We start from the raw sequence: 24,310 nt of genomic DNA on the forward strand, positions 1-24,310 counted from the left end.
TATTTGGGTTGTACTTTGCCGCTGCGATGAACGACTTTTTTATCTGACGCTTTCGGGAGTCTGGCTTGGAGGTAAGGCCGTCTTTGTAGAACTTGAACTGATAGATCAATCGGCGGTCGGGATATTCGACGACGCAATCGCGCCCCCCATCTCCCCCGGAATCATCGGGCGACCAGACGCAGTCGGCGTCAGCATGCTCTCTTTTAAGTAGAGCTTCCATGAAGTCGCTGAACTCTCGCTCTGTATCAAAGCGTTGCCATGGGGCATCCAGCTTCACTGGGGGATCTTGCATCGGTAGGGACCTTCTTCGTCGCGGGTGTGACTGGATGCGGGCATGGGCGATTCCGCAGCGGGAGGTTTAGCTGCGCTGCGCGGTAGAACTCCGGATCCACGCTAAGTATTCGGGACTTGCGTCGATGGGCATACAAACAATTTGCGGAAGCTGATATGGGTGCAGTTCTTTTACTCGCGCTATTATCGACGGAAAGGCCGCCCGCACCGTGTGCAGCAAGGCAAGAGATTCGGCGTGATCCTGTACAGCCTCATTCCACCAGTAGATCGACCGGATTTGCGGAGTGATGTTGGCGGAGGCTGCGAGGCGCTCATTCACTAGTGTCCGGCACAGGGCACCAAGCTGATTCTCGTTCGGGCCCGAGATCGCCACGGCAATGGGGTTATCCTGCATTGGGATCGTCCTTCGCTATGGCGAGCGCCTTTTCTTGGGTGCGAGCCATGCTGCCTCTCCCAGCCAACAGCCCGTCATAACTGATGCCCGTCCACAATCCCTCGGCGTGCAAGCCTTGCGGGTTCAGTCTGAATATCAGGGTCCCCTTGGAACGCGACGCGCCGTCGCTGGCCACATACCACCCCAGCAGAGTGTCGTTGTCCCACAGGCGCAGCTCCCCGCGCCACGCGTAGTACCCGTCCTCAAGTTCGCCGTCGCCACGCTCGGCCACCAAGACCAGGCGGTCGTTCTTCTGGGCAACGTGGACCCTCTGGACGGTGTAGTACTCCACACCGTCCTTCCAGGTCTGCCACGACATGTACCAGTCCCCCGAGAGGTCCAAGCCGTCGCTGTAGCTGCCGGCGAGCTCGTCCAAGGTTATGTCGAGCGCGTTCGCGATCTTCTGTGCGACGTTGAGGGCTGGCTGCTGCTCCCCCGCCTCGTACCGGGCAATCTGGCGCACTGCCACCTCGGCCTGCTGCGCGAGCTGCGCTTGCGACATGCCCAGGCGAGCGCGGCGCGCGCGAATGACGTCTGCCATGTCCATAAGGACATGATGCCTGACCAAGCAATAAATGCTCCACATATTCGGGGTGCGGTGTCGCCTGGGTCGCCGCTCGACGCCAGCATGCGGAACACCGAGAACATGCAATGACGTAAACGTCTGCAATGGATGCCTAGAACGTCTTGCGCTGGCGGCTGCCGTGCTGCAAGATGACGCATACGTCCGGTCGAACGGTCGGATGTGTCACGAAGGAGTGGTCATGGCAATCTCGCGCAAGCTTCCCGTCGACAACGAGACGCTCTTCCCGGGCGGCGCTCTGCTTCCCAGCGGGGAGGTGCCGCGTCCGGCGGTCGAGTTCAACGCGCCGAAGCGTCCGGATGGCAGCAAGCCGCAGCAGATCGACCCGGACACCGGTCTGCCGTTGTGGCAGATCACCGTGTTCGACAACGATCCGACCGTCCACGGCAAGAACAAGGCCGTCACGGTCAAGATCGCCGCTCGTCACCAGCCTGTCCCGCCGGCCAATCCGGGCAACCTGCCCGTCATCCCGGTCACCTTCGAGGGGCTGACTGTCGGCGCCTACGTCGAGAAGAACGGCGAGTACTCGCGCGTTGCCTGGTCCATCCGCGCGACCGGATTCAAGGAGACCACCCAGACCACCCGTGACCAGGGCAAGGCGGCCTGATCATGTCCGTGGTGAGCGTGGCCCGCCCCTCGAGGCTGGTGTGGCGCCGGGCAGGCCGGGGCGTGTGGGGGTCGGTGACGCTGTCGTGCCGGTTCCTGGCCCGCCTCGGCAAGGGAGCTTGGTACTCGCGGTTGTGGCTGGCCACCTGTTACGTCGGCTGGCTGACGTCGCTGTTCGTGGTGGCGATCGACAGTCGCGCCGCTTACGTTGGCATGTGGGTCGCGCTGGCACTGTGGGTGGTTCCGCTGGTCGTCGGGGTGCTCTGGTCTCTGGTCAACCCGTTCACGTTCGACCGGTGGGTGGCCGGGCCGTGGCGTCGTCACCAGTGGCGCCGGTGGGCCCGGAAGAACTGGGACGAGCTGGCCCGCGAATGTGGGCTGTCGGTGCAGCGCACCCGCGTCGAGAAGGTCACCCGCAAGATCCGGGTCGGTGACCACACCGAGTACGTCCGCGAGCCCCGCGAGGTGAAGCACTGGGTAGCGCCGTACCTGTCGCGCGTCGAGACCCGTGGCGACCTGCTGGTGCTGCGCGTCCGCGCCCGCATCGGGCAGACCCTGGAGGAGATCGAGGCCGCCGTCCCCGCCCTGCAGGTCGCCGCCGCGGCCACCTCGGGCCGGTGCGCCTTCGTCTCCGAGTGCCAGGTGGAGGTGCAGCTCATGATGCGCAACGCCCTCGCCTCCGGCCGTGAGGCGTCGATCATTACCCGCGACGACATCGACACTCTGGGTGTCGTCGCCGCCGGCCGTACCCAGTCCGGTGCCACCTGGCGCCTACAGGTGATCGGGCGGCACACGCTGATCGTGGGCGCGTCCGGCTCGGGCAAGGGTTCGCCGATGTGGTCGGTGGTCGGGAACCTGGCCCCGGCCGTTCCTACGGGAGAGGTGCAGCTGTGGGGCATCGACCTCAAGCACGGCCTCGAACTGTCCATGGGCAAGCAGCTCTTCTGCTGCATGGCCACCACCCCCACCCAGGCGTTGGAGGTGTTGCGCCAGCTCCACAGGGTGATCGAAGCCCGCGGTTCGGTGATGGCCGGTGTCTCACGCCTGCACCAGCCCCGCCCCGGCGACCCGCTACACGTCCTGGTCATTGACGAGCTGGCCGTGCTCACCTCCTACGGTCCGCCCGAGGTCGTGAAGGAGGCCTCCCGGTTGTTGTCGGAGGTGCTCACCCAGGGCCGCGCCCTCGGCGTCGTCGTGCTCGCCGCCGTGCAGGACCCGCGCAAAGAGATCGTCGGCATGCGAAACCTGTTCACGCAGGCCCTCGCGCTGCGCCTCAACAGCTCCACCGAGACGCGCATGGTGCTGGGTGACGAGACCACCCGCGTGGCTCCCGCGCACCGCATCCTGCGCTCGCAGCAGGGCACCGGTTGGATCCAGGACGAGGACGGCACCTTCGACAAGGTCCGCGCCGACTACTGGCCCGACAAGACCATCCGCGAGGTCGCCCGCCTGTATCCGTCCCCCGTGGTGGTCGAGCTGCCCACCGAGCAGCAGGTTGCGGAAGCAGCGCTGTCGTCGGCGCCCAAAATCACCAACGCTCCTGACGGCAACGCTGCATCCCAGGACGTCATGCCCAGAGCGCGCAAGCCCCGGGCCCCGCGCAAGCCCCGGCAGCCTCGCAACAGTGGCGGGCAAGGTCATTTCGACAAGCTCAAGGACCGTGGCGAGCCCCTCAACAGGCTCGGGGAGCGGGAGGGACAGGCGGCATGACCACTCTTGCGGGGGCTCACTTCGACGGGTTCGGTGAGGCATCCCCTCTCGACCTCGATCTGAGCCCCCGCATGGCCGCCCAGCTCCTCGACCGCATCAAGGACGGCACCTTCGATGCCTTCGCCACCGCTGCCGCCCACGTCGGCCACTGCGCGCACCCCATCCGCCTGTCCGGTTCCACCACCCGGATCGACGCCGCGACGGGTGAGGTGTTGAGCGTCTTCCGGTCCGCCGACCAGCCCCTCGGCGTCCTATTTCAGCGCTGCGGCAACCGCCGCGAATCCGTCTGCCCGTCGTGCTCCCGCCTGTATGCCCGCGACACCTTCGAGGTGATCCGCTGCGGCGTCCAGGGCGGCAAGAACATCCCCGAGACCGTGGCCGACAATCCCCTGGTCTTCCTCACTCTCACCGCCCCGTCCTTCGGCCCGGTACACGGCACCCGCGGCGGGAAGCCCTGTCACCCGCGCCGCGAAGGCCGGCTCTGCCCCCACGGCAGGCCCCAGTGGTGCAACCTGCGGCACGATGAGAACGACACGCTGCTCGGGCAACCCATCTGCCCCGACTGCTACCGCTACGACCATCACCTGATGTGGCAGTGGTGGGCCCCCGAACTGTGGCGACGCTTCACCATCACCCTGCGTCGCCACCTGGCCACCGCGCTCGGTGTGGCCCCTTCCAAGATCAACGACGCGTGCTCGGTGCAGTTCGCCAAGGTCGCCGAGATGCAGACCCGCGGAGCCGTCCACTTCCACGCCCTGATCCGCCTCGACGGCCCTGTCGCCCAGGGCATCGGTGCCCCCGCACCTGCCGGGATCAGCTCCGACCTCCTCGCCCAGACAGCCCGCGACGCGGCCTGTGCGGTCTCCTACGTCGCTCCCGCGCCTCATGCGTCCATCCGTCCGGCACTGCTCGTCTTCGGCGCTCAGGTCGACGCGAAGCCCGTCCGCACCAGCCACCGACCGGACGACCCGGATGGTGAGCTGCAGCCCGCCCAGGTGGCCGGCTACCTCGCCAAGTACGCCACCAAGGACGCCACTGCGGCCAAACACGCCGACACGTCGAACCCGCACCTCGACCGCCTCGTCACCCTGTGCCGGATCTGGTCCGGCCACGCCAAGAGCCGCGACGCCCTCCGCCGCACCGGCCACGTCCTGACCGAACCTGTCGGCAAGGACGGCCTCGACGTGTACGCGCACCTGGGCAAGTGGTCGCACGAACTCGGCTTCCGCGGCCACTTCTCCACCAAGAGCCGCCGCTACTCCATCACTCTGGGCGCTCTGCGACGGGCCCGTGCCCGCTTCCAGTCACTCATGGCCGACCAGCAGCGCACCGGCCGGCACATCGACTGGTCCACTGTCGACCTGCTTGCCGACGACGAGGACGACGACACCACCCTCGTCCTGCGCGACTGGGCCTATGACGGCACCGGCTGGGACACCACCGCCGACGCGGCGCTTGCCCTGGCTGCTGCCGCCCGCGCCCGCGAATACGCGCAATGGAAGGCCGCAACCACACACCCCCACCACTCAAAGGAGAGCTGAACCATGACCACCACCCTCACCAAGCCGGCCGCCGGCATCGTGTCGGAGTACCTGACCAGCGAAGAGCTTTCGCAGTGGATCCGCGTCTCGCCGTCCACCCTGTGCCGCTGGCGCAAGACCGGACAGGGGCCGCGCTGCACCTGGCTGTCGTCCACCTGCCCCCGCTATCTGCGCGCCGACGTGGAGGCCTGGCTGAGGCGGGCTGCTGCGTGAGCATCGAGAAGACCCCGAACGGACGCTGGCGGGCCCACCTCAAGAGCGGACGAGTCAAGGTGGCATCCCGCACCTTCGACACCCGCCGCGAGGCGAACGCCTGGCTCACCCGCGAACGAGCGGCGCTTGCCGGTGGCGTCGATCCCCGCGCCGGCAAGGAACGGGTGCGCGACCTTCTCCCCCGCTGGCTCGAGATCCGGCGGACCACCGTCGCGGTGAAGACCTGGCAGACCGACCGCGAGCTGCTGCGCCTCGTCCCGACCAGTCTGCAGGCCCTGCAGGTCTCGGCGGTCAGTGGCCGCGAGGTGGCCCGCTCCTTCGAGGCGCTGCTGTCCCGTGGGCTCGGGCACACCTCCGTGGTGCGCTACCGCGCCAGCCTGTCGGTCTTCTTCGCCTGGTGCGTGCGGGAGAAGCTGATCGCCACCAACCCCGTCACGGCCGTCCGGGTGCCCAAGAGTTCCGCCCCACCCGTCGAGCTGCACCCCTTCACCGAGGACGAGCTCGAAGCCGTCCACGACGCCTGGGCGCTGCGTGACCCCCGTCTGGCCGACGTGATGCTCGTCCTCGGCTGGACCGGACTGCGCTGGGCCGAAGCCCGTGAGCTGCGAGTGGGTGACGTCGTGGAGGTGCCCAGCCCGGCCCTGCTGGTGCGTCGCTCGGCTCCCGAGGGTGTCGGCGTGAAGGCCACCAAGAGTGGCCGCTCGCGTCGCGTGCCCGTCGCCAACCGGGTGCTGCCGATCATCAAGCGGTTCACCCTGGGCAAGGGGCCGGACGACCTGCTGCTCACCACCTACATGGGCGCCCAGCTGCACCGCAACGCCGTCGTCCGGACCCTCGACTGGAAGACGACCGGCCAAGGCCGACGCATCCACGACCTGCGCCACACCGCTGCCTGCCTGTGGCTGGCCCGTGGCGTCGACCCGGGGACCGTGCAGGCATGGATGGGCCACGAGTCCATCGCCACCACGAACCGGTACCTGCACCACCTGGGGACCGCCGCCGACATTGCCGGTCTGGCAAGGCTCAATGCTGGGCCCGATGAGGGGCTGGGGACCGCCGGGGGCCCGCGAGAGGTGTCGCAATGACCCAGAAATCGAAAGAACCCCGCATGACCGGAAATGTTCTTCCTAGTCAGCGAGGTTTCTTGCTGGTGGAGCATAGGGGATTCGAACCCCTGACCTTCTCATTGCGAACGAGACGCGCTACCAACTGCGCCAATGCCCCTTGTGAACTTGTTGCTGCGTGAACAGCGGATACAGCCTAGCACCCGTCGGGCGGGGCAGGGAAACCGGCGCTCACTCCCCCACGACCCGCGGCCGCTCGTCGACCTGCTCGGCCAGCGAGCCGTACTCCCTCTCGGGTGCCTCGGCCACGACGGGGTTGCGCCGGAAGGACTGGGTCGGCTCCGGCGCGGACAGATCGATGGTGCGCACTGTGCGCGGCACCATCGGCTTGCTGACGTAGGTGGGCATGGTCACCGGGATCGGATCCCACAGGCTGCCGTTGAGGCCCTCCACCGGGGCGCTGATCTCGATCGACAGCTCACGGGAGTCCTCGGTTCCGGCGGCGGAGCGCAGGCCGGCCGGCACCTCGAAGCTGATGGTGTCCTCGCGCCAGTCGGGCTCCAGGGAAGCCAGGCGCTCGTCCAGACGAGCATTGAGCTTCACCACGCTGTAGCGGCACAGGCCGAGGAAGACCGGCAGCAGCACAGCCAGGACCACCGGCGCATACCAAGCGGCTTGGTCCAGGGCGACGAGCACACCGGCACCGACGGTCAGGCCAGCCAGGCCGAGCAGGATGCGGCGGCGGCGACGGGCGGCGGTGCTGGCCTCACGGTGAATTTCGGCGCGGACGGCGCGGCGCATCAAGGGTGTCGAGACCTCGCTCTGGTCACCCTCCAGGGCGACGACGGAACGGGCGACCACCTGGCGAGGCTCCGTGAGCCCCTGCAACACGTCGAAATCCTCGTTGTCAGAAGGATCCCGCTTCGCGAGAAAGGACGGCACGAGGTAGGCAATCCACGCCAAGGCCATTGCCACCAAGATGAGTCCCGTCACGGGGCCAAGCGTACTGGCTCATGGTCCGCAGACCATCACTCAACCAGGCGTGTTGCACCCTTTGGGATGATTTCTTGGACTCAGGCGCCAGTTCGGAGGTGTCCGGAGAGCCAGCGGGGCGTATCGGAGGCCAGGAAGGGGCCCAAGAGGCCGTCGGGAACGTCCTCGGTGCAGACGGCGAAACTGCGATGGTCGCGCCACTGCCCGTCGATGTGCAGGTAGCGCTCACGGATGCCCTCGTCGCGCAGGCCCAGCTTCTCGACCACACGCAGGCTCTTGGCGTTCTCGGGCCGGATGTTGACCTCCATCCGGTGCAGGCCCAACGTGATGAAGCAGTAGTCGGTGCCGAGCGCCAGCGCCGTCGGCATCACGCCCCGCCCCGCCAGCGCCTGGTCCACCCAGTAGCCGGCATGGGCAAAGTTCGCCGAGCCCCAGGTGATGCCACTGATCGTCAACTGCCCCGCCAGCGGAAGCCTGCGCCCCGGTGTCGACTCACGCGGCCAGTGTTCGTCCCAACAGATCACGAAGGCCAGGGTGCGCAGCTCACGCGCCTGGCGGTCGAAGTTCTTCACCATCCCGACGAAATCGGTCGAGGTGGCGCGGCCACCCGACGGCATCGTCGCATCCCACGGGCCATTCCAGACGGCATTGCGCTGACGCACCTCGTGCCAGGAGCTGCGGTCGCGGCGGTGGACGGGACGAAGCACCACCGGTCCGCAGCGCACTTCCACCGGCCACGAGTGCTGCGCCGGGAAGCGCACGCCGAGCGCCTGCAGCAAGGACTCGGGATCACTGGCCACCTGCGGCGGCGCGGTGTCGGACACCACGCTCAGGCGCCGTCGACGGATCAGGTGGTGCTCCATCAGTGGTCCCCGCCCGCGGCCTGCGCCACGGCATGCGGCAGCACCTGGTCCAGCACCCACAGGGCGTCGCGCACTCCCCCGACCGAGCCGGGAAGGTTCACCACGATGCAGCCGTCCACCATGCCCGCCAGCCCGCGCGAGAGCACCGCGGTGGCCACACCCTGCTCCAGCCCGCGACGGGCGATCCAGTCGGCCAGGTGCGGCAGCTCACGGGTCAGCAGCGGGGCGGTCACCTCGGGTGTCAGGTCGCGCGGCCCCAGGCCGGTGCCGCCAGTGGTGAGCACCACGACGGCACCGGAGTCGACGGCGCTTCGGATCTGGGTGCCCACCTGCTCCCCGTCGGGGACCACCACCACCTCGGCCTCGAAACCCATCGCCTGCAGGCCCTCGACGGCCAGCGGTCCGGAACGGTTGGCGTAGACGCCGGCGGCGGCACGGTCGGAGGCGGTGATGACCACCGCGCGTCCCAGGCTCGCCGCGCGGGCCAGGTTCGTCGCACCGGCCGGGCTCACCGTCCGTCCTCCTGCTCGGTCCAGTCGCCGCTGCGCCCGCCACTCTTCGCAGTGACGCGCACGTCGGTGAGCCGGGCGTGCTTGTCGACGGCCTTCACCATGTCCACCAGGCCCAGTGCCGCAGTGCAGACGGCGGTGAGGGCCTCCATCTCGACGCCGGTGCGGTGCGTGGTGCGCACGGTCGCGACGATCTCCACCCCCACCTCGTTCGGGTGCAGGGTGACGTCGACACCGGTCAGCGGCAGCGGATGGCACAGCGGGATGAGGTCGCTGGTCTTCTTGGCACCCATCACACCGGCAATGCGCGCCACGGCCAGGGCGTCGCCCTTGGGCAGGCTCTGGTCGCGCAGCGCCTCGCGGCACTGCGCGCTGAGCAGCACCATGCCCTTGGCGGTGGCGCTGCGGGCGGTCACCTGCTTCTCGCTGACGTCGACCATCCGCGCCTCACCCTTCTCGCTCAGGTGCGGGAAGGGGTGCGGCTCGGATCCGGCTCGCGCGACGTCGGGAACCATGTCGTCGACCGAGCTGGGACGAAAGGGTGGGCGCTCAGTCATGGTCGAGCCTCCAGACCATCACGCGGTCGCCGGCGTGGACCAGGTCGATGTCCTCGTCCAGCAGCACCAGGGCATTGCAGTGGGCCAGGTCCCCCAGCAGGTGCGAGGAATGTCCTCCCACGAGGTCGACCACGCGACGGCCGCGCTCCTCGCGCACCACCGCCCGTCCGAACTGGAGCTTGCCCTTGACCGACTGCATCGGGGACCCTGCCACGCATGGCACGGGCGTGTGACCCACCGGCTCCACCCCCATCAGGCGCCGGATCAGGGGCCGCACGAAGGCCTGGAAGCTGACATAGGCACTGACCGGGTTGCCCGGCAGCATCACCATCGGCACCCTGTCCTCACCAATCAGGCCGAAGCCCTGTGGCTTGCCCGGCTGCATCGCCACCTCGGCGAAGTCGCACAGGCCCAGGGTGGGCATCACCTGCTTGACGACGTCATGGTCGCCCTTGCTGACCCCGCCGGTGGTGACCAGCAGGTCGGCGCGGATCAGCTGGTCGCCGATCACCTCGCGCACCGTCTCGGGATCATCGCTGGGCACCTGGACACGCCACACCTGCGCGCCCTCGGCCTTGGCGGCGGCCGCGATCATGAAGCCATTGGCGTCGTGGATCTGCCCCGGGGTGGAGATCGTGCGGCCCGGCTCCACCAGTTCGGCGCCGGTGGAGACCACCACGACGCGCGGGCGCGGACGGGCCAGTACCTTGTCGATGCCCGCCCCGGCCAGCAGGCCGATGCTGCGGGCATCCAGCACCTGCCCGCGGTGCATCAGCCGGTCCCCGTCGCGGATGTCGGAGGCGCGACGGCGCACGTACGCGCCCTCCTCCACGGCCTCGTAGACCTTCACCTTCTCCTGCCCGCCCTGGCCGGCGGCGGCATCGGTGAACTCGATCGGCACGACGGCGTCGGCGCCCTCGGGAATGGGAGCACCGGTCATGATCTTGATCGCGCTGCCCTCGGCGAGCGCCTCACTGCCTGCCTCTCCCGCCGCGAGGTGGGCGACCACCGGCAGCACCAGCGGCTCGCCCTGGGTGGCTGCGGCGACGTCGGCGGCGCGCACCGCGAAGCCGTCCATCTGGGAGTTGTCGAAGGCCGGCAGGTCGGTCTCGGAATCGATGTCCTCACACAGGGCCAGGCCCCACGCGTCGAGCAGGTTCATGCCGAAGGGGGGCAGCGGCTCCACCAGGCTGAGCAGGTAGTCGCGATGGTCCTCCATGATGCGCATGCCGCTCGCACCGGGGGCGGGGGGCTCGGGGAGCGTCGGCGCCGGTTCCGGCTCGACGGGCTCCGGCTCCTCCACGATCTTCTTGCGACCAAACAATGCCATGGCGCCTACGATAGGCGAATGGGCATCGTCGACTCAGAAGGACTCTCCAAGCAGCAACGCCGCCAGCAGGTCATCGAGCGACGACAGGCCCGACCGGCCTCCGAGCGACTGGATGACGACCGCGCCCGCACCGGCCTGGTGCTGGCCGCACTGCGCGGGGTGGAGCCGTCGACGATCTCGATCTACCTCTCCGTGCCGCCGCACGCCACACGCCCCGAACCGGGCACCATCGAACTGGCCACGGCGCTGTGGACCCTGGGTCACAAGGTGATGTGCCCGGTGCTCTCCCCCACCCCCGACGGCCCGCGCCATGACCCGGCCTGGGCCTGGTTCGACGGCCCGGCCACCCTGCGCCCGGGACTGTGGGGCATCCCCGAACCCACCGGGCAGGCGCACGGCAACGAGCTGCTGGCCCAGGCCGAGCTGGTGATCTGCTCGGGGCTCTCCGGCACCCGCGACGGACGCCGCCTGGGCGTGGGCGGCGGCTGGTACGACCGTGCCCTGTCCGCGGTGGACGAGCGCGCCCAGGTGTGGATGCTGCTGAACGAGGACGAGCTGGCCGACGACCTGCCCACCGAGCCGCACGACCGCCGGGTGGACATGGTCGTGCTCCCCAGCGGACTGGTGCGCTGCCACTGAGCCGACCCGGATACAACGATCCGGACGCGCCAAGCGACGATTTCTGCTGGCCCCGACCTGCTCGATAGACTCTGGCGGCCCCGCCCCCGCCACCAGGGAGCGGCCAGTGAGGATTGAGATGCCTACCTACCAGTACCGCTGCACCGAGTGCGGCTCCGAGATCGAGCGCGTGCAGAAGTTCAGCGACCCCGCCCTGACCGTGTGCGAGAGCTGCGGTGGCACCCTGCGCAAGGTGTACAACGCCGTGGGTGTCGTGTTCAAGGGTTCCGGCTTCTACGCCACCGACAACCGCACCAAGGGTTCCTCGGCGGCGGCCTCGTCGAGCTCCAGCAGCGACAAGGCCGCCTCCTCGAGCGAGTCGAGCAGCAGCTCCTCCTCGAAGGACTCCACCAGCAGCTCGTCATCCACAGCCAGCAGCGACTGACCCTGCCTGTGCACGGCTGACCGCCAGATCCTCACGACCCACACACTGTGGGCGTGAGGATTTCTGATTTCGGGGCCTCGGTGGCCCGGGCGGTGCGTTGGCACCGCCGCCCGCTCGCTGCACTCTGTGCGGCCTGTGCCGTGTTGCTGGCGCTCACGGTGCTGCGCCCGGCGCCTGCCGCCACCGTCGACGTCCTGGTGGCGGCCCGTGCCCTGCCCGCGGGCAGTTCCCTGGCTGCGGGCGACCTGCGACTGGCCCATTACCCACCCGCGCTGGTTCCCGACGGGGCCCTGGATGATCCGGGACGGCTCACCGGCCGGGTGCTGGCCTCGCCGGTCGACGCTGGGCTGCCGCTGACCGAGCAGTCGGTGGTGGAGGCCGGGCAGGCCACGCGCAATGGTGAGCTGCTGGTGCCCTTCCGGGTGCAGGACCCGCAGGTGCTGGCGATGGTGCGGGTGGGTGACCGGGTGACGGTGGTCTCGCCGGGCGAGGACGGGCAGGCGGTGACGCTGGCCAGTCGGGTGCGGGTTGCCTCGGTCCCACCGGCGGGCGGGGGTGGCGGCTCGGACCAGGGCCTGCTCGTGGTCAGCGCCGATCCCGAGACGGCCAGCAGACTCGCGGCCTGGGCCGGTGGGCAGGGCCTGGGGGTGGCCCTCGGGTGAGGCCTCCGCGCACTCCTGGCAGCATTCATGGCCCAGGTGATAGCCGTGCCTGAGAGGGCTCTGTGGAGGCAACCTGTCCGCACCTGGCGATCTGGAGCTGTGAACGTTCAACAGCACTTAGTGTTGTCCACGCAGTTGTGAGGCCCGAACCCGGGTCGCCTGCCAGTCACAAGGAGCGACCCATGAAGGGTTTCAAGGATTTCATCATGCGCGGCAATCTCATCGAGTTGGCCGTCGCCTTCATCATCGGCGGTGCCTTCGCCACTCTGGTGACCGCGTTCACCAAGATCATCATCGAGTTGCTGGCCAGGCTTGGCGGCTCGCCCAACTTCGACGCATTCAAGCCCTTCGGCATGTCCTCCGTCGGCCCCTTCCTGACCGCCCTGGTCGCCTTCCTGATCATGTCCTTCGTGGTCTACTTCTTCATCGTGAAGCCCTACGAGGCCGCCAAGGCCCGCTTCACCAAGCCCGCTGAGCCCGCGGACACCACCGAGAGCCTGCTGGCCGAGATCCGCGACCTGATGGCCGCCCAGCGCCGCGCCCTCTGATCGGTTCGCACTGATCGGTCAACACTGATCGGTTCGCAGCACACGCTCGAACCACGACGCCCCGCCACCCTCCAGGATGGCGGGGCGTCGCACGCTCTGACGAGCTGACCTGGCCGGTCGTCACCCCACGAAGCCGTGGTGGGGCGGCACCTCGGCCAGCAGCCGCTGCTCGGCCGGCCCCAGCACCTTCGGCCCGACGTGCCGGGTGGGCACCAGGCCGTCGAGACCGAGCCGGGCCCGCACCTCGCGCAGCACCGCCTCGTAACGCGCGAAACCCGCCACGGCCAGCACCTCGCGCGGCACAGTGAAGGGCCACGGCTGCTCGGCCTCCTGCCGGGAGCGCCGCAGCTCCTGCAGCCGGGGCGCCTTCCAGCCTCGTCCGGCCAGTTCCTCGACGACCGCCTCGACCACATCCCCCGCCGAACCCGGCCGATCCGGCACGGCGACGGCCGCGGTCTCGCCGGTCAGGGCGATCACCACGGCCGTCAGCAGGGCCTCGTCGGGCCCCATGTCCTGTGCCGGATCAGGCATCCAGCTGAACCTTGCCCTCCAGCACCGTGCCGTCGGCCACCGTCGCCGGCGCCGAGGCCTGCACCTCGACATTGCCCACCACGCTCACGTCGCGTCCGAAGGTGACATCACCCAGGACCGTGAAGGAGCTCGCCCGGCGCAGCGACGGCGCCTGGGGGATGCGCTTCTCGAACTCCTGCACCAGCTTGTACGGCTTGTCCAGGCTCACACCGGGCGTGTCGGCCTGGGCCACCAGGTGGCCGGACTCGTCCAGCTCGTAGATGTCGGAGCGCAGCAGCAGCAGCTCATTGGTGGTCTTGACCGGCAGGAAGCGGTCGCGTCCCACGCAGATGGCGGTGGCACCGGCGAAGACCTCGATCGCGGCACCCATCGCGCTCTCCACCTGGATCACCTTCGGCGAGGAGCCGTCGGCCGGGTCGACGGTCTTCTCGTTGCGGATCAGCGGCAGCCCCAGCACGCCCTTGCGCTCGGCCAGCGCATCGCGCACGGCCACCAGGTCGAGCCACAGGTTGTTGGTGTGGAAGAAGGGGTGGCGGTGCTCGTCGGTGAAGTAGTCCATCTCCTCAGGTGCGCACTGGGCGGTGTCGCGCAGCACCAGCTGGCCGTCGGACTTGCGCACGGCCAGGTGGCCGCCCTTGCGGTCGTTGACGGTGCGGCGGCACAGCTCGGCGGCATAGGGGGCGCCGGTGCTGGCGAACCAGCCGGCCACGCGGGCATCGGGGGCCGCGCCGAGGTTGTCGCCATTGCTCACCGAGGCGTAGCGGAAACCGGCCTCGATCAGCTGGTCGAGCACGCCCGAGCCCATCAGGGCCGGGTACAGGTCGCCGTGGCCCGGCGGGCACCACTCCAGGCTGGGATCGGCCGGCCACTCGGCGGGGGTGAGCCCGTCGGCCAGCAGCTTGGGCTCCTGGTTCTGCAGGAAGTCCAGCGGCAGCCCGTCGACCTCAAGCTCGGGGTACTTCGCCAGCGCCTCCAGGGTGTCGTCCTGGGTGCGGAAGGAGTTCATCAGCAGCAGCGGGATGCGTGCGCCGTACTGCTCGCGGGCGGCCAGCACCTGCTGGGCGATGATGTCGAGGAAGGTCTTGCCGTCGCGCACTTCCAGCAGGTTCTTCGCCTTGTCCAGGCCCATGGAGGTGCCCAGTCCGCCGTTGAGCTTGATGATGACGGTGGTGGCCATCGCCTCGCGCGCCTGCTGCTCGTCGACCTCGACGTCGTCCAGCATGGGCGGATCGATGAGCGGATCGATGGTGTCCTCGCGGATCAGGCCCGTGGCGCCCGATTCCAGCTGCTCGTAGTAGTGGCTGAACACCTCGATGGCCGGTTCGCTGACCTTCGCGGTGCGCATCTTCTCGATTGCAAGTTCAAGACCCTTGGCACTCATGGCTCGATCCTAGGGGCTGCGGGCATCGCGGGGCAGAAAAGGAGAACGGCGCTCGCGCAGGGCCGAAGCCGTCTACCCACCCCCAGGAGACATACGACGCGAGACGCCGTCCATGGGCACAACAGTACGTCCGTCCAGAGCCGCCGCAAACCATAGAAGGCCCAGTCAGGGCCCTCCTCAGCCCCTCATCAGTCTGCCGGGTCCGCACCGTGGCCGGCCACGGTGTGCGCGGGGGATTGGCCGCTGGGCATCCGGCCGCCCTAGGATGGATCCACGCAGCTGGCCCTGTAGCTCAGGGGATAGAGCAACGGTTTCCTAAACCGTGTGTCGGATGTTCGAATCATCCCAGGGTCGCCACGTCGCCCCGCCGGCTTGTCCGGCCAGCTTGTCCGGCAGGGCGCAGCGAGGGGGCGGATCCACGTGGATCCGCCCCCTCCGTCGTGCTGCGTCCTGAGACGACGCGGTGCTGGCTCAGGCCTGCTGCTCGGCGGCCTTCTTCTTCAGCTCCTCGACGTCCAGCTCCTTGATCTGCTCGACCAGCTTGTCCAGCTGGGAGCCATTGAGCAGGCCGGCCTGGCGGAAGACGAGCATGCCCTGGCGGAAGGCCATCAGCGTGGGGATCGAGGTGATCTCCAGCCCGGCGGCCAGGTCGCGCTCCTCCTCGGTGTCGACCTTGGCGAAGGTGACATCCGCGTGGCGCTCGGCAGCCTCGTCGTAGATCGGCGCGAAGCGCATGCACGGGCCACACCAGCCGGCCCAGAAGTCGATCAGCACGATGTCGTTGTCGTTGATGGTGCTCGCGAAGGTGTCCTTGTCGATGGCCACGGGTGCCATGGCTACCACTCCTGTCAAAGTCGTCGGCGCACGGTTGGCGCGCCCGTCATGGGGTACAACCAGAGCCCGCGCGTCGATATTCCGGCTGCCGCAAGAGCTTCAGGCGCGTGCCCGGCGCAGGGCCGCGATGATGTCGTCGCCGATCTCGCGCAGCAGCGACCCCTGCCCCACCGTGCGTCCGGCCACCGTGGAAACCAGGGCGCTGAGCCCCGGAAGGGCCTCGCCAGGATCCGTGGGCAGCGCCCCCACCAGCGGGTTCGAGCCGTCGGGCCACTGCTGGGAGAGCTTCTCCCAAGTGCGCAACCAGCCCTCCGAGATCTCGGCCACCGACGGCACCCCGAAGAAGTGCCCCACCGGTGCGTGGTGGCGCAGCGCCACCAGGGGGCTGTCCAGGTAGACCAGTGCCAGGCGCACCCGGGCGTCCAGCTGGCGTCGCTCCTCCCGGGTGCCCCGCACCGCCCAGCCGCAGGGACTGGCGCAGGTGGGGCCGATGTCGGGGCGTTCACCGACATTGATGGTCAGGTGGTTCATGGCGCACACCGCCAGGGTGTCGCCCAGGCGGGAGTGGAACTTGTCCAGGTAGCTGGTGAAGCCCACCGCATCGCCGCTGGCCGCATTGACCGCACGCCGGGCCGTGGCGCGCATCGCCGAGTTGTGCGGACAGGTCGGGTCGTCGGTGCCCCACCGCTCCCCCACGGTACGACCCATCAGCAGGGGGTCGCCGCTGTGCCCGAGCGCCGGCTCCCAGGCCAGCTGGCACAGGTACTCGGCGATCAGGTGGGCGGTGACCACCAGCAGCTGCGGCTCGGCCCGCTCAGCGCGCAGGTTCAGCACCTCCAGCATCAGCTCGTAGAGGGGAACCAGCGAGGCCAGGGCCCCCCGCTGGGGGTCGCGCGGCCCGTGCGGAAAACCGCAGGCAGACAGGCGCGCCGCCCACGGCCGGTCACGGACGTCGACGACGATGTGGTCGAAGTCCTCCGCATCCAGCGACATCACCCGCTGGGCGACACTGGCCAGCAGGCGTGCCTCGGCGATCGCCGGATCGCCGTCGCCCGCGGCGATCCGCTGGTTGAGCATCGACAGCGCCGCGTCGTACCAGTGCTGCTCGCACAGGCTGACCAGCGCCTCGGAACTGATCATGGACGGCCCACGAACAGGCCCTCGGCCACCTCCAAGGGGATCTCGACGGTCTCACCGTCATGGTCCAGCCACAACAGTCCCGCCTCGGTGCGGGCGGTGAAGGTCACCCCGGGCAGGATGCCTGCCCGGGAGAGCACCTCCAGGGTCCTGGGATCGGTCTGGGCATGCTCGCTCATGCGTCGCAGCACCACGGTGGTGGCGGTCTCGCCCACCAGCTCGGACAGTGGCTGCAGGCCGCGGCGGAAGGCCTGGTCGTCCTGGAGCCCGCCCTTGACCCCCAGGCCCGGGATCGGGTTGCCATAGGGCGACTCGCGGGGATCGTCCAGGATCGCCACCAGGCGCTGCTCGACGTCGTCGCTGATCACGTGCTCCCAGCGGCAGGCCTCGTCGTGGGCCTGCTCCCAGCCGAGCCCGATCACGTCGACGAGCAGGCGTTCGGCCAGCCGGTGCTTGCGCATCACCGCCACGGCCATCTCGGTGCCCTTCTCGGACAGGGCGATCTGGCGGTTGTCCTGCACCGTCAGCAGGCCGTCGCGCTCCATGCGGGCGACGGTCTGCGAGACGGTCGGGCCGCTCTGGTGCAGTCGCTCCGCGATGCGGGCACGCAGTGGGGCGATGCCCTCCTCCACCAGTTCGTACACGGTGCGCAGGTACATCTCAGTGGTGTCGATCAGCTCGTTCACGCTGTGCTCCTCATGGCCACGGAATCCTCCCAGTCTCTCAACGTCACGGCCCGTCCAGCCAATTCCCGCGCCGCATGACCGCCTGCAGCCGGCCGTCCTCGTCCACCTGGCACAGGTCAGCCCAGGTGCCGGGGGCCAGCCGCCCCACCTGGGTGAGGCCGTGGGCGCGAGCGGGGGTGGTGCTGGCCATCCGGGAGGCCTCCACCACGCTGAATCCCAGCCCCACCACGAAGGAGAAGGCCCGGTCCATCGTCAGCGTCGAGCCGGCGACCGCACCCGGCGTCGCATCCAGGTTGAGGGTGCGCACCACCTGGTCGATCACCTGCACCGGCATCCCACCCAGTTCGTAGGCACCGTCGGCATGCCCGCTGAGGCTCATCGCATCGGAGACCAGGCTGATCTGGTCGATGCCCGCGGCGCGGATCGCCAGGCGCACCACGTTCTCGTCGACGTGGGCCCCGTCGCAGACCAGTTCGCAGGTGACGCGGTCGTCGGTGAGCAGCACCGGCACCGGCCCTGGGTCGAGGTGGCGCATCTCGGGCATGGCATTGAACAGGTGCGTCGCCACCCGCATGCCCGCCTCGATCGCCTCCCGGGTGAGCACGTCATCGGCGCTGGTGTGGCCCACGGCCACCGTCACCCCCGCCTCGCACAGGCTCCGCGTCGCCTCCAGGGCGCCCGGACGCTCCGGCGGCAGGGTCACCATCAGCAGGCTCTGCCCGGCGGCGGCGACCACCTCGGCCAAGGCGGCCTGCAGCTCCGCGGCGGGATCGTCGTCGTCACCGCGCCCCTCCAGGAAGGCCGCCACCACGTGAATGCCGGCCAGCTCCTCGAGGTCCACCAGCAGCCGCAGCCGCTCCACCTCGTCGAGCAGCACGTCGAGGGACCTGGTGGCTGCCGATGCCACCACCGTCGTGCTGCCGTGGCGGCGGTGGTGCAGCAGGGCCCGCATCGCGTCGTCCACCTCGGGCGCGGCGAAGACCGCGCCGGCAGCGCCGTGGCAGTGGGTGTCGACGAAGCCCGGCACCAGCCAACCCTCCAGCAGCACCGCATCGGGGTTGATGCCCTCCTCGAGGCGCACGATGCGGCCCTCGTCCACGCGGAGCGTCAGCTCCTGCGGGTGGCCGGCGAGGCCCGTGACGACCTGCCGGCACGCGATCATGGCCATGCCTGCCTTTCATGGAGGGTGACGAGGCCCGTCACTCAGCGCTTGAACCAGACCACCGCGACCGCGGCCAGGGAGATCAGCCCCGCCACAGCCAGTGCCCACACAGTACTGGCCTTGCCGCCCCCGGTGCCCGCGTCCGGGGCTGGGCGTGCCGGCCTGGCCGAGGGGCTCGCACTGTGGCTGCCCGCCCGGTCACGCGGGTCGGCTGCCTCGGCATCGTCGGGGAGCTGGACCAGCGTGGCCGGCAGGGCGACGTCGACCAGCACACCCTCGCCGTCGCTGAGTACCATGCCCGCCTGGCCGGGCGCCATGGCGAAGCCCCCGCTGCCGCTGGCCAGGGCGGCCGAGGCGGTCTCGGTGAACTCCTGCCCGTCGATGACGTGCACTGCGCGGGCGCTGCGCAGCACCAGCTGGCTGCCGTCGCTGCTGTAGGCGGCATCGGTGACCCCGCCCGGCGCGTCGGCGATGCGCGTGAGGTCATTGCCCTGCACCGACTGGGAGGTGGAGGCCTGGGGCGTGGTCGAGGTGCGGTAGATGCCGGGCCGCGCGCCGCGGGTGATGACGTAGATGCGGCCATTGGGGCTCACCGTCATCGCCTGGGCGTCGTGGGCGCCGTCGGGATAGCGCAGAACGAAGCGTTCGGTGCGTGCGCTGGAGCCCGGTTCGGGTGACTCCACGCGCAGCACCTGCACCTGGGAGCGGGAGCCCTGCCGGTCGCCCACGTCGCCGATCCACAGGCTGCCATTGCCAAAGGCAAGGCCTTCCACGTCGGTGGGCCGCACGTCGAGGGTGAGCGCACCGGCCCGCTGCCCGTCGGCGCGATGCGCGACCACCCGGGAGGTGTCGCTGGTCCAGGTGAACCCCGACGAGGGGTCGATGGCAAGACCGGTCAGCGAATCCACGGCATCGTCCAGGCCGGGCGCGGCCGTGGCCACCGGGGCCAGCAACGGCAGGGCCAGCAGCGGCAGGAGTCCTGCGGCCAGGCCGACCCGTTGCCGGAGCATCACAGCAAGGCCCCGGCGACGACGATCAGCACCAGCAGCAGGAGCACGCCCGAGACGACCAGGCGACGAGATCGTGGGTTCACGAGCCCACCCTATTGCGTCGCCGCAAGCCGCCCGGCCGTGCGCCGGTTCAGGCGGGTTCCACCACCAGCAGCAGGTCGCCACCCTCCAGCTGGGTGGTGCCGGACAGCACGACGCGCTGCACCGTGCCGGCCACCGGGGAGGTGATGGAGGCCTCCATCTTCATCGCCTCGATGGTGGCCACCGTCTCGCCGGCCGCCACCGTCTGGCCCACCTCTGCCTGCACCGTCACGGCCCCGGCGAAGGGAGCCGCCACGTGGCCCGGCTTCGACAGGTCGGCCCGCTCCGCGGCGGCCGTCTCGGGCTTCACCGAACGGTCCTGCACGCGCACCGGGCGCAGCTGGCCGTTCACCTTGCCGTGCACGGTGCGCTTGCCCTTCTTGTCCGGCTCGCCAACGCCGTCGATGCCCAGGATCAGGCTGATGCCCTTCTCCAGGTGCACCACCAGCTCCTGTTCGGGCTGCAAGCCGAACAGGTAGGGCAGGGTCGGAAGCGCCGACAGGTCGCCGTACTCCTCCCGGTAGGCCTCGAAGTCCTTGGTGGGGCCGGGGAAGAGCAGCCGGTTCAGCGTCTCCTGGCGGGTGCGGCCGGGCTCGGCGAGCAGGGCGAGGTCCTCGTCGGCCACCTCGGTGGTGCGCACCGGCTGCTTGCGTCCCTCCAACGCCTTGCTGCGGAAGGGTTCGGGCCATCCGCCCTGGGGCTGGCCCAGTTCGCCGTTGAGGAAGCCGATCACCGAGTCGGGGATGTCGAAGCGCTGCGGGTCGGCCTCGAAGTCGGCCGGGTCGGCGCCCACGCCCACCAGGTGCAGGGCCAGGTCGCCCACCACCTTGGAGCTGGGAGTCACCTTGGTGGGCCGGCCCAGGATGCGGTCGGCCGCGGCATACATGGCCTCGATCTGCTCGAACTTGTCGCCCAGGCCCAGCGCGATGGCCTGCTGGCGCAGGTTCGACAGCTGCCCGCCGGGGATCTCGTGGGTGTAGACGCGGCCGGTCGGCGAGGCCAGGCCGGACTCGAAGGGGTGGTAGACCTTGCGGACCGCCTCCCAGTAGGGCTCCAGGTCGGTCACGGCCCGCGGGTCCAGGCGCGTCTGCTTGGGGGTGTTGGCCAGGGCCATCACCAGCGCCGAGGCCGAGGGCTGGCTGGTGGTGCCGGCCATCGGGGCGCTGGCGACGTCGACGACGTCCACGTCGCAGCGGATCGCCTCCAACAGGGTGGCGAGCTGACCGCCGGCGGTGTCGTGGGTGTGCAGCGCCAGCGGCACCTCGGGGAAGGCCTCGCGCAGGGCGGTGACGAGCTTCGCCGCGGCCGGCGGACGCAGCAGGCCCGCCATGTCCTTGATGGCGAGCATGTGCGCTCCTGCCTCGACGCACTGGCGCGCCAGGTCCAGGTAGTAGTCGAGGGTGTAGATCTGTTCGGCCGGATCGTTCAGGTCACCGGTGTAGCACAGCGCCACCTCGGCGATGGTCGTCCCGGTCTCCAGCACCGCCTCGATCGCCGGGCGCATCTGCTCGACGTCGTTGAGGGCGTCGAAGATGCGGAAGACGTCGACGCCCACCGCGGCGGCCTCCTGCACGAAGGCACGGGTCACCTCGGTCGGGTAGGGCGTGTAGCCGACGGTGTTGCGCCCGCGCAGCAGCATCTGCAGCAGCGTGTTGGGCATCGCCTCGCGCAGCCGGGCCAGCCGCTCCCACGGGTCCTCGCCCAGGAAGCGCAGCGCCACGTCGTAGGTGGCGCCGCCCCAGCACTCGACGCTGAACAGTTCGGGCAGCATCCGGGCATAGTGCGGGGCCACGCCGAGCAGGTCGCGGCTGCGCACCCGGGTGGCCAGCAGGCTCTGGTGGGCGTCGCGGAAGGTGGTCTCGGTCACCTCCACGCCGTCGCGGGCGCGCAGCTCCTTGCTGAAGGCAGCCGGCCCCACCTCGAGCAGGCGGGTGCGGGGGCCGTCGGGCACCGGGCCGGACAGGTCGATGTCAGGCAGCTTGGCCGACGGGTCGAGTCCGGCGATGGCTTCGCCATTGGGCTTGTTGACCGCCACGTCGGCCAGCCAGCGCATCATCTTGGTGGCGCGGTCGGCGCGGGGCCGGGCCCGCAGCAGCTGCGGCCGCTCGTCGATGAAGCCGGTGGACAGCTCGCCGGCGGCGAAGTCGGGATCGTCGAGGACCACCTTGAGGAAGGGGATGTTGGTGCTCACGCCCGAGATCCGGAACTCGGCCAGTGCCCTTCGCGCCCGGCGCAGCGCCATGTCGAAGTCGCGCCCGCGGGCGGTCATCTTGACCAGCATCGAGTCGAAGTGGCCGCCGATCTCGACGCCCGCACCGACGGTGCCGCCGTCGAGGCGGATGCCGGCGCCGGAGGCGGAGCGGTAGGCGGTGATGGTGCCCGTGTCGGGGCGGAAGTTGTTGGCAGGGTCCTCGGTGGTGATGCGGCACTGCAGTGCAGCACCGCGGATCTCCAGGCTCTCCTGCGACAGGCCCAGGTCGGCAAGGCTCTCCCCGGCGCAGATCCTCATCTGGGCCTGCACCAGGTCGACGTCGGTGATCTCCTCGGTGACGGTGTGCTCCACCTGGATGCGGGGGTTCATCTCGATGAAGTGGTGCTCGCCGGCGCGCGGCCCCTCGGTCTCGACGAGGAACTCGACGGTGCCGGCGCAGGAGTAGTTGATGGCCTGGGCGAACTTCACCGCGTCGCGGGTGAGGGCCTCGCGCAGCTCGTCGGAGATGTGCGGTGCCGGGGCGATCTCGATCACCTTCTGGTGGCGGCGCTGGATGGAGCAGTCGCGCTCGAACAGGTGCATCACGTTGCCGTGCTGGTCGGCCAGGATCTGCACCTCGATGTGGCGGGGTCGCCCGACGGCCTGCTCCAGGAAGACCGTCGCGTCACCGAAGGCGCTCTCGGCCTCACGCATGGCGGCGCCCAGGGCCTCGGTGAGTTCTTCTGGGCTGTTGACCCGGCGCATGCCGCGGCCGCCACCGCCGGCGACGGCCTTCACGAAGACGGGGAAGCCGATCTGGTCGGCCTGATCCACCAGCCAGTCGACGTCGGTGCTGGGCTCGCAGGAGCGCAGGGTGGGCACGCCGGCCTCGCGGGCGGCGGCCAGGGCGCGCACCTTGTTGCCGGCCATCTCGAGCACGTCAGCGGGCGGGCCGATGAAGGTGATCCCGTTGTCCTGGCAGGCACGGGCCAGTTCGGGGTTCTCCGAGAGGAAGCCGTAGCCGGGGTAGACGGCGTCGGCGCCGGAATGCTTGGCCACGCGCACCACCTCGTCGATGTCGAGGTAGGCGCGCACGGGATGGCCCTGCTCACCGATCAGGTAGGACTCGTTGGCCTTGAGGCGGTGTTCGGAATTGCGGTCCTCATAGGGGTGGACGGCGACGGTCTCGAGGCCCAGCTCATAGGCTGCGCGGAAGGCGCGTACGGCGATCTCGCCACGATTGGCGACCAGAATCTTGGTGAACATGGCGCCAACCTAACGGGTCCGCCGCTTCGGCCCGGACACGTCTCGCGTCGGCGCGCAGGCCCCCCTGGGGGTCTGGCGGGTGTCCGGAGCGTTTCCCAGGCTCGGCCACATGCCGAAGACGAACAAGGACGACAGCCCCCGCAAGTCCGAACTGCCCTCGACTCTGGCCCGGTCCGACGAGAAGGCGCAGCGGACCTTCGCCCACACCTACGACTCCGCGATGGAGAGCTATGACGACGAGGAACGCGCCGCCCGAACGGCCTATGCCTCGCTCAAGCACACCCACGAGAAGGTCGGCGACCACTGGGAGCCCAAGGACGAGGCCGGACCCTCCGACGAGCGCGCCGAACAGGGTCGCGGTAGCTCGGCGCCCACGGCCGGCGGCGTCGACGCCAATGCCACCAAGGAGCACCTGATGGAGCTGGCCCGGCGCCTGGACGTCGAGGGGCGCAGCACCATGACCAAGGACGAACTGGTGGAGGCCCTGCGCAAGGCCAATGACCGCGCCACCCGCGAGGCTCGCCAGGACTGACCCGCACCCGGCGGCGGCCACCCCTTCCCCGAGGACCCTTGCGGGACTAGCCTGAGGGCAAGCCATATAACAAGGGAGTTGCCGTGAATAATAGTGATCCTGAGTCACCCCTCGACGGACACGTCGACCAGGGCGAACTGGCCGGCTGTACCGACGGCCAGGCCACCCTCGTCGAGGACGTGCGGGGCCAGTCCACCGGGCGCAAGGGCAGGCCCGGGGCCAAGGCCGTGCTCGACCTGCCCACCACCAAGGTCGTCGCCTTCGAGTTCGAGGCCGGCGACGAGCTGCGCGAGCATGCGGCACGTCACCCCGTGCTCATCCAGGTGCTGCGCGGCAAGGTCGAGTTCACCCTGCCCGACCGCAGCCTCGAGCTGGAACCCGGTGCGCTGTTGCATCTCACCCCGATGCTGCGTCACGCCGTGCGGGCGCTGGAGCCCACCACGCTGACGGTCACGATGCTGCTGCCGCACGACTGAAAGGCACCACCGGACGAGCACCGGCGCCGGCCCGGAGGCTGTCCGGGGCCGGCACAC

The 24,310-nt window shown here is 69.6% G+C and carries 27 protein-coding genes and 2 tRNA genes; 12 read left to right on the forward strand and 17 right to left on the reverse strand.

Annotated features, from left to right (window positions below; translation table 11 throughout):
• The 3 genes from ACHFFZ_RS11060 to ACHFFZ_RS11070 form a co-directional block, all read right to left on the reverse strand.
• The coding region (locus ACHFFZ_RS11060) for a hypothetical protein (protein ID WP_394276672.1) at positions 1–277 on the reverse strand (277 nt) is incomplete at its 3' end.
• A gap of 81 nt (positions 278–358) precedes the next feature.
• On the reverse strand, positions 359–685 hold the full coding sequence (gene cutA, locus ACHFFZ_RS11065) for a divalent-cation tolerance protein CutA (protein WP_394276673.1): 327 nt from the start codon (positions 683–685) through the stop codon (positions 359–361).
• On the reverse strand, positions 675–1,271 hold the full coding sequence (locus ACHFFZ_RS11070) for a helix-turn-helix transcriptional regulator (RefSeq protein ID WP_394276674.1): 597 nt from the start codon (positions 1,269–1,271) through the stop codon (positions 675–677). The genes cutA and ACHFFZ_RS11070 overlap by 11 nt, the downstream gene beginning before the upstream one ends.
• Before the next feature lie 217 nt (positions 1,272–1,488).
• On the opposite strand from ACHFFZ_RS11070, the gene ACHFFZ_RS11075 reads away from it, so the two are divergent.
• Genes ACHFFZ_RS11075 through ACHFFZ_RS11095 form a run of 5 tightly spaced genes read left to right on the forward strand, consistent with a single transcriptional unit; the run spans position 1,489 to position 6,462 of the window.
• Positions 1,489–1,914 (forward strand): plasmid replication, integration and excision activator, encoded by a 426-nt coding sequence (locus ACHFFZ_RS11075; RefSeq protein ID WP_394276675.1) that lies wholly within the window; start codon positions 1,489–1,491, stop codon positions 1,912–1,914.
• A gap of 2 nt (positions 1,915–1,916) precedes the next feature.
• Positions 1,917–3,623 carry an FtsK/SpoIIIE domain-containing protein gene (locus ACHFFZ_RS11080; protein ID WP_394276676.1) on the forward strand — a complete coding sequence of 569 codons (1,707 nt, stop codon included), beginning with the start codon at positions 1,917–1,919 and terminating at the stop codon, positions 3,621–3,623.
• Positions 3,620–5,164, forward strand: coding sequence for a replication initiator (locus ACHFFZ_RS11085; RefSeq protein WP_394276677.1), 1,545 nt, complete (start codon positions 3,620–3,622; stop codon positions 5,162–5,164). Before ACHFFZ_RS11080 ends, ACHFFZ_RS11085 begins: the two co-directional genes overlap by 4 nt.
• Before the next feature lie 3 nt (positions 5,165–5,167).
• Positions 5,168–5,377, forward strand: a complete 210-nt coding sequence (locus ACHFFZ_RS11090) for a helix-turn-helix transcriptional regulator (RefSeq protein ID WP_394276678.1) — start codon at positions 5,168–5,170, stop codon at positions 5,375–5,377.
• Positions 5,374–6,462, forward strand: a complete 1,089-nt coding sequence (locus ACHFFZ_RS11095; protein WP_394276679.1) for a tyrosine-type recombinase/integrase — start codon at positions 5,374–5,376, stop codon at positions 6,460–6,462. Before ACHFFZ_RS11090 ends, ACHFFZ_RS11095 begins: the two co-directional genes overlap by 4 nt.
• 63 nt (positions 6,463–6,525) lie before the next feature.
• Here ACHFFZ_RS11095 and ACHFFZ_RS11100 read toward each other — a convergent pair.
• The 6 genes from ACHFFZ_RS11100 to glp form a co-directional block, all read right to left on the reverse strand.
• A tRNA-Ala gene (locus tag ACHFFZ_RS11100) sits at positions 6,526–6,601 on the reverse strand.
• A 71-nt stretch (positions 6,602–6,672) separates the two neighbouring features.
• Positions 6,673–7,434, reverse strand: coding sequence for a hypothetical protein (locus ACHFFZ_RS11105; RefSeq protein ID WP_394276680.1), 762 nt, complete (start codon positions 7,432–7,434; stop codon positions 6,673–6,675).
• Positions 7,435–7,514: 80 nt separating this feature from the next.
• Positions 7,515–8,297 (reverse strand): GNAT family N-acetyltransferase, encoded by a 783-nt coding sequence (locus ACHFFZ_RS11110; protein WP_394276681.1) that lies wholly within the window; start codon positions 8,295–8,297, stop codon positions 7,515–7,517.
• Positions 8,297–8,809 carry a molybdenum cofactor biosynthesis protein B gene (locus tag ACHFFZ_RS11115; RefSeq protein WP_394276682.1) on the reverse strand — a complete coding sequence of 171 codons (513 nt, stop codon included), beginning with the start codon at positions 8,807–8,809 and terminating at the stop codon, positions 8,297–8,299. Before ACHFFZ_RS11115 ends, ACHFFZ_RS11110 begins: the two co-directional genes overlap by 1 nt.
• Entirely contained in the window at positions 8,806–9,321 is a 516-nt protein-coding gene (moaC, locus tag ACHFFZ_RS11120) for a cyclic pyranopterin monophosphate synthase MoaC (RefSeq protein ID WP_394276698.1), read from the reverse strand. Before moaC ends, ACHFFZ_RS11115 begins: the two co-directional genes overlap by 4 nt.
• Positions 9,322–9,355: 34 nt before the next feature.
• Positions 9,356–10,693 carry a gephyrin-like molybdotransferase Glp gene (gene glp / locus ACHFFZ_RS11125; RefSeq protein WP_394276683.1) on the reverse strand — a complete coding sequence of 446 codons (1,338 nt, stop codon included), beginning with the start codon at positions 10,691–10,693 and terminating at the stop codon, positions 9,356–9,358.
• Positions 10,694–10,711: 18 nt separating this feature from the next.
• Between glp and ACHFFZ_RS11130 the strand changes: the two genes are divergently transcribed.
• The 4 genes from ACHFFZ_RS11130 (at position 10,712) to mscL (ending at position 12,966) form a co-directional block, all read left to right on the forward strand.
• Positions 10,712–11,332, forward strand: a complete 621-nt coding sequence (locus tag ACHFFZ_RS11130) for a 5-formyltetrahydrofolate cyclo-ligase (RefSeq protein WP_394276684.1) — start codon at positions 10,712–10,714, stop codon at positions 11,330–11,332.
• 118 nt (positions 11,333–11,450) lie between these two features.
• Entirely contained in the window at positions 11,451–11,756 is a 306-nt protein-coding gene (locus tag ACHFFZ_RS11135; RefSeq protein ID WP_394276685.1) for an FmdB family zinc ribbon protein, read from the forward strand.
• 53 nt (positions 11,757–11,809) lie between these two features.
• Positions 11,810–12,418: an SAF domain-containing protein gene (locus ACHFFZ_RS11140; RefSeq protein WP_394276686.1), complete on the forward strand. Its 609-nt coding sequence runs from the start codon at positions 11,810–11,812 to the stop codon at positions 12,416–12,418.
• Positions 12,419–12,600: 182 nt separating this feature from the next.
• On the forward strand, positions 12,601–12,966 hold the full coding sequence (gene mscL, locus ACHFFZ_RS11145) for a large conductance mechanosensitive channel protein MscL (protein WP_394276687.1): 366 nt from the start codon (positions 12,601–12,603) through the stop codon (positions 12,964–12,966).
• Between the two features lie 120 nt (positions 12,967–13,086).
• Here the strand turns inward: mscL and ACHFFZ_RS11150 are convergent, their stop codons facing one another.
• Positions 13,087–13,497, reverse strand: coding sequence for a hypothetical protein (locus ACHFFZ_RS11150; RefSeq protein WP_394276688.1), 411 nt, complete (start codon positions 13,495–13,497; stop codon positions 13,087–13,089).
• Positions 13,490–14,878 carry a UTP--glucose-1-phosphate uridylyltransferase gene (locus tag ACHFFZ_RS11155; RefSeq protein ID WP_394276689.1) on the reverse strand — a complete coding sequence of 463 codons (1,389 nt, stop codon included), beginning with the start codon at positions 14,876–14,878 and terminating at the stop codon, positions 13,490–13,492. Before ACHFFZ_RS11155 ends, ACHFFZ_RS11150 begins: the two co-directional genes overlap by 8 nt.
• 281 nt (positions 14,879–15,159) lie before the next feature.
• Here ACHFFZ_RS11155 and ACHFFZ_RS11160 point away from each other — a divergent pair.
• Positions 15,160–15,235, forward strand: a tRNA-Arg gene (locus ACHFFZ_RS11160).
• 114 nt (positions 15,236–15,349) lie between these two features.
• Here ACHFFZ_RS11160 and trxA read toward each other — a convergent pair.
• The 6 genes from trxA to ACHFFZ_RS11190 form a co-directional block, all read right to left on the reverse strand.
• Positions 15,350–15,712, reverse strand: a complete 363-nt coding sequence (gene trxA, locus ACHFFZ_RS11165; protein ID WP_394276690.1) for a thioredoxin — start codon at positions 15,710–15,712, stop codon at positions 15,350–15,352.
• Positions 15,713–15,811: 99 nt separating this feature from the next.
• Positions 15,812–16,852, reverse strand: coding sequence for a hypothetical protein (locus tag ACHFFZ_RS11170; protein WP_394276691.1), 1,041 nt, complete (start codon positions 16,850–16,852; stop codon positions 15,812–15,814).
• Positions 16,849–17,535 (reverse strand): metal-dependent transcriptional regulator, encoded by a 687-nt coding sequence (locus tag ACHFFZ_RS11175; protein WP_394276692.1) that lies wholly within the window; start codon positions 17,533–17,535, stop codon positions 16,849–16,851. Before ACHFFZ_RS11175 ends, ACHFFZ_RS11170 begins: the two co-directional genes overlap by 4 nt.
• A gap of 43 nt (positions 17,536–17,578) precedes the next feature.
• The gene (locus ACHFFZ_RS11180; protein ID WP_394276693.1) at positions 17,579–18,703 is read right to left on the reverse strand and encodes an N-acetylglucosamine-6-phosphate deacetylase; all 1,125 of its coding nucleotides are present in this window, start codon (positions 18,701–18,703) and stop codon (positions 17,579–17,581) included.
• Between the two features lie 35 nt (positions 18,704–18,738).
• Positions 18,739–19,707: a hypothetical protein gene (locus ACHFFZ_RS11185; protein WP_394276694.1), complete on the reverse strand. Its 969-nt coding sequence runs from the start codon at positions 19,705–19,707 to the stop codon at positions 18,739–18,741.
• Positions 19,708–19,837: 130 nt separating this feature from the next.
• Positions 19,838–23,245 (reverse strand): pyruvate carboxylase, encoded by a 3,408-nt coding sequence (locus tag ACHFFZ_RS11190; protein WP_394276695.1) that lies wholly within the window; start codon positions 23,243–23,245, stop codon positions 19,838–19,840.
• Positions 23,246–23,354: 109 nt separating this feature from the next.
• Between ACHFFZ_RS11190 and ACHFFZ_RS11195 the strand changes: the two genes are divergently transcribed.
• On the forward strand, positions 23,355–23,777 hold the full coding sequence (locus ACHFFZ_RS11195; RefSeq protein ID WP_394276696.1) for a ChaB family protein: 423 nt from the start codon (positions 23,355–23,357) through the stop codon (positions 23,775–23,777).
• Positions 23,778–23,860: 83 nt separating this feature from the next.
• On the forward strand, positions 23,861–24,253 hold the full coding sequence (locus tag ACHFFZ_RS11200; RefSeq protein WP_394276697.1) for a cupin domain-containing protein: 393 nt from the start codon (positions 23,861–23,863) through the stop codon (positions 24,251–24,253).
• Positions 24,254–24,310: the final 57 nt, after the last annotated feature.

The organism is Luteococcus sp., assembly GCF_043424415.1.
Lineage (GTDB): Bacteria > Actinomycetota > Actinomycetes > Propionibacteriales > Propionibacteriaceae > Luteococcus.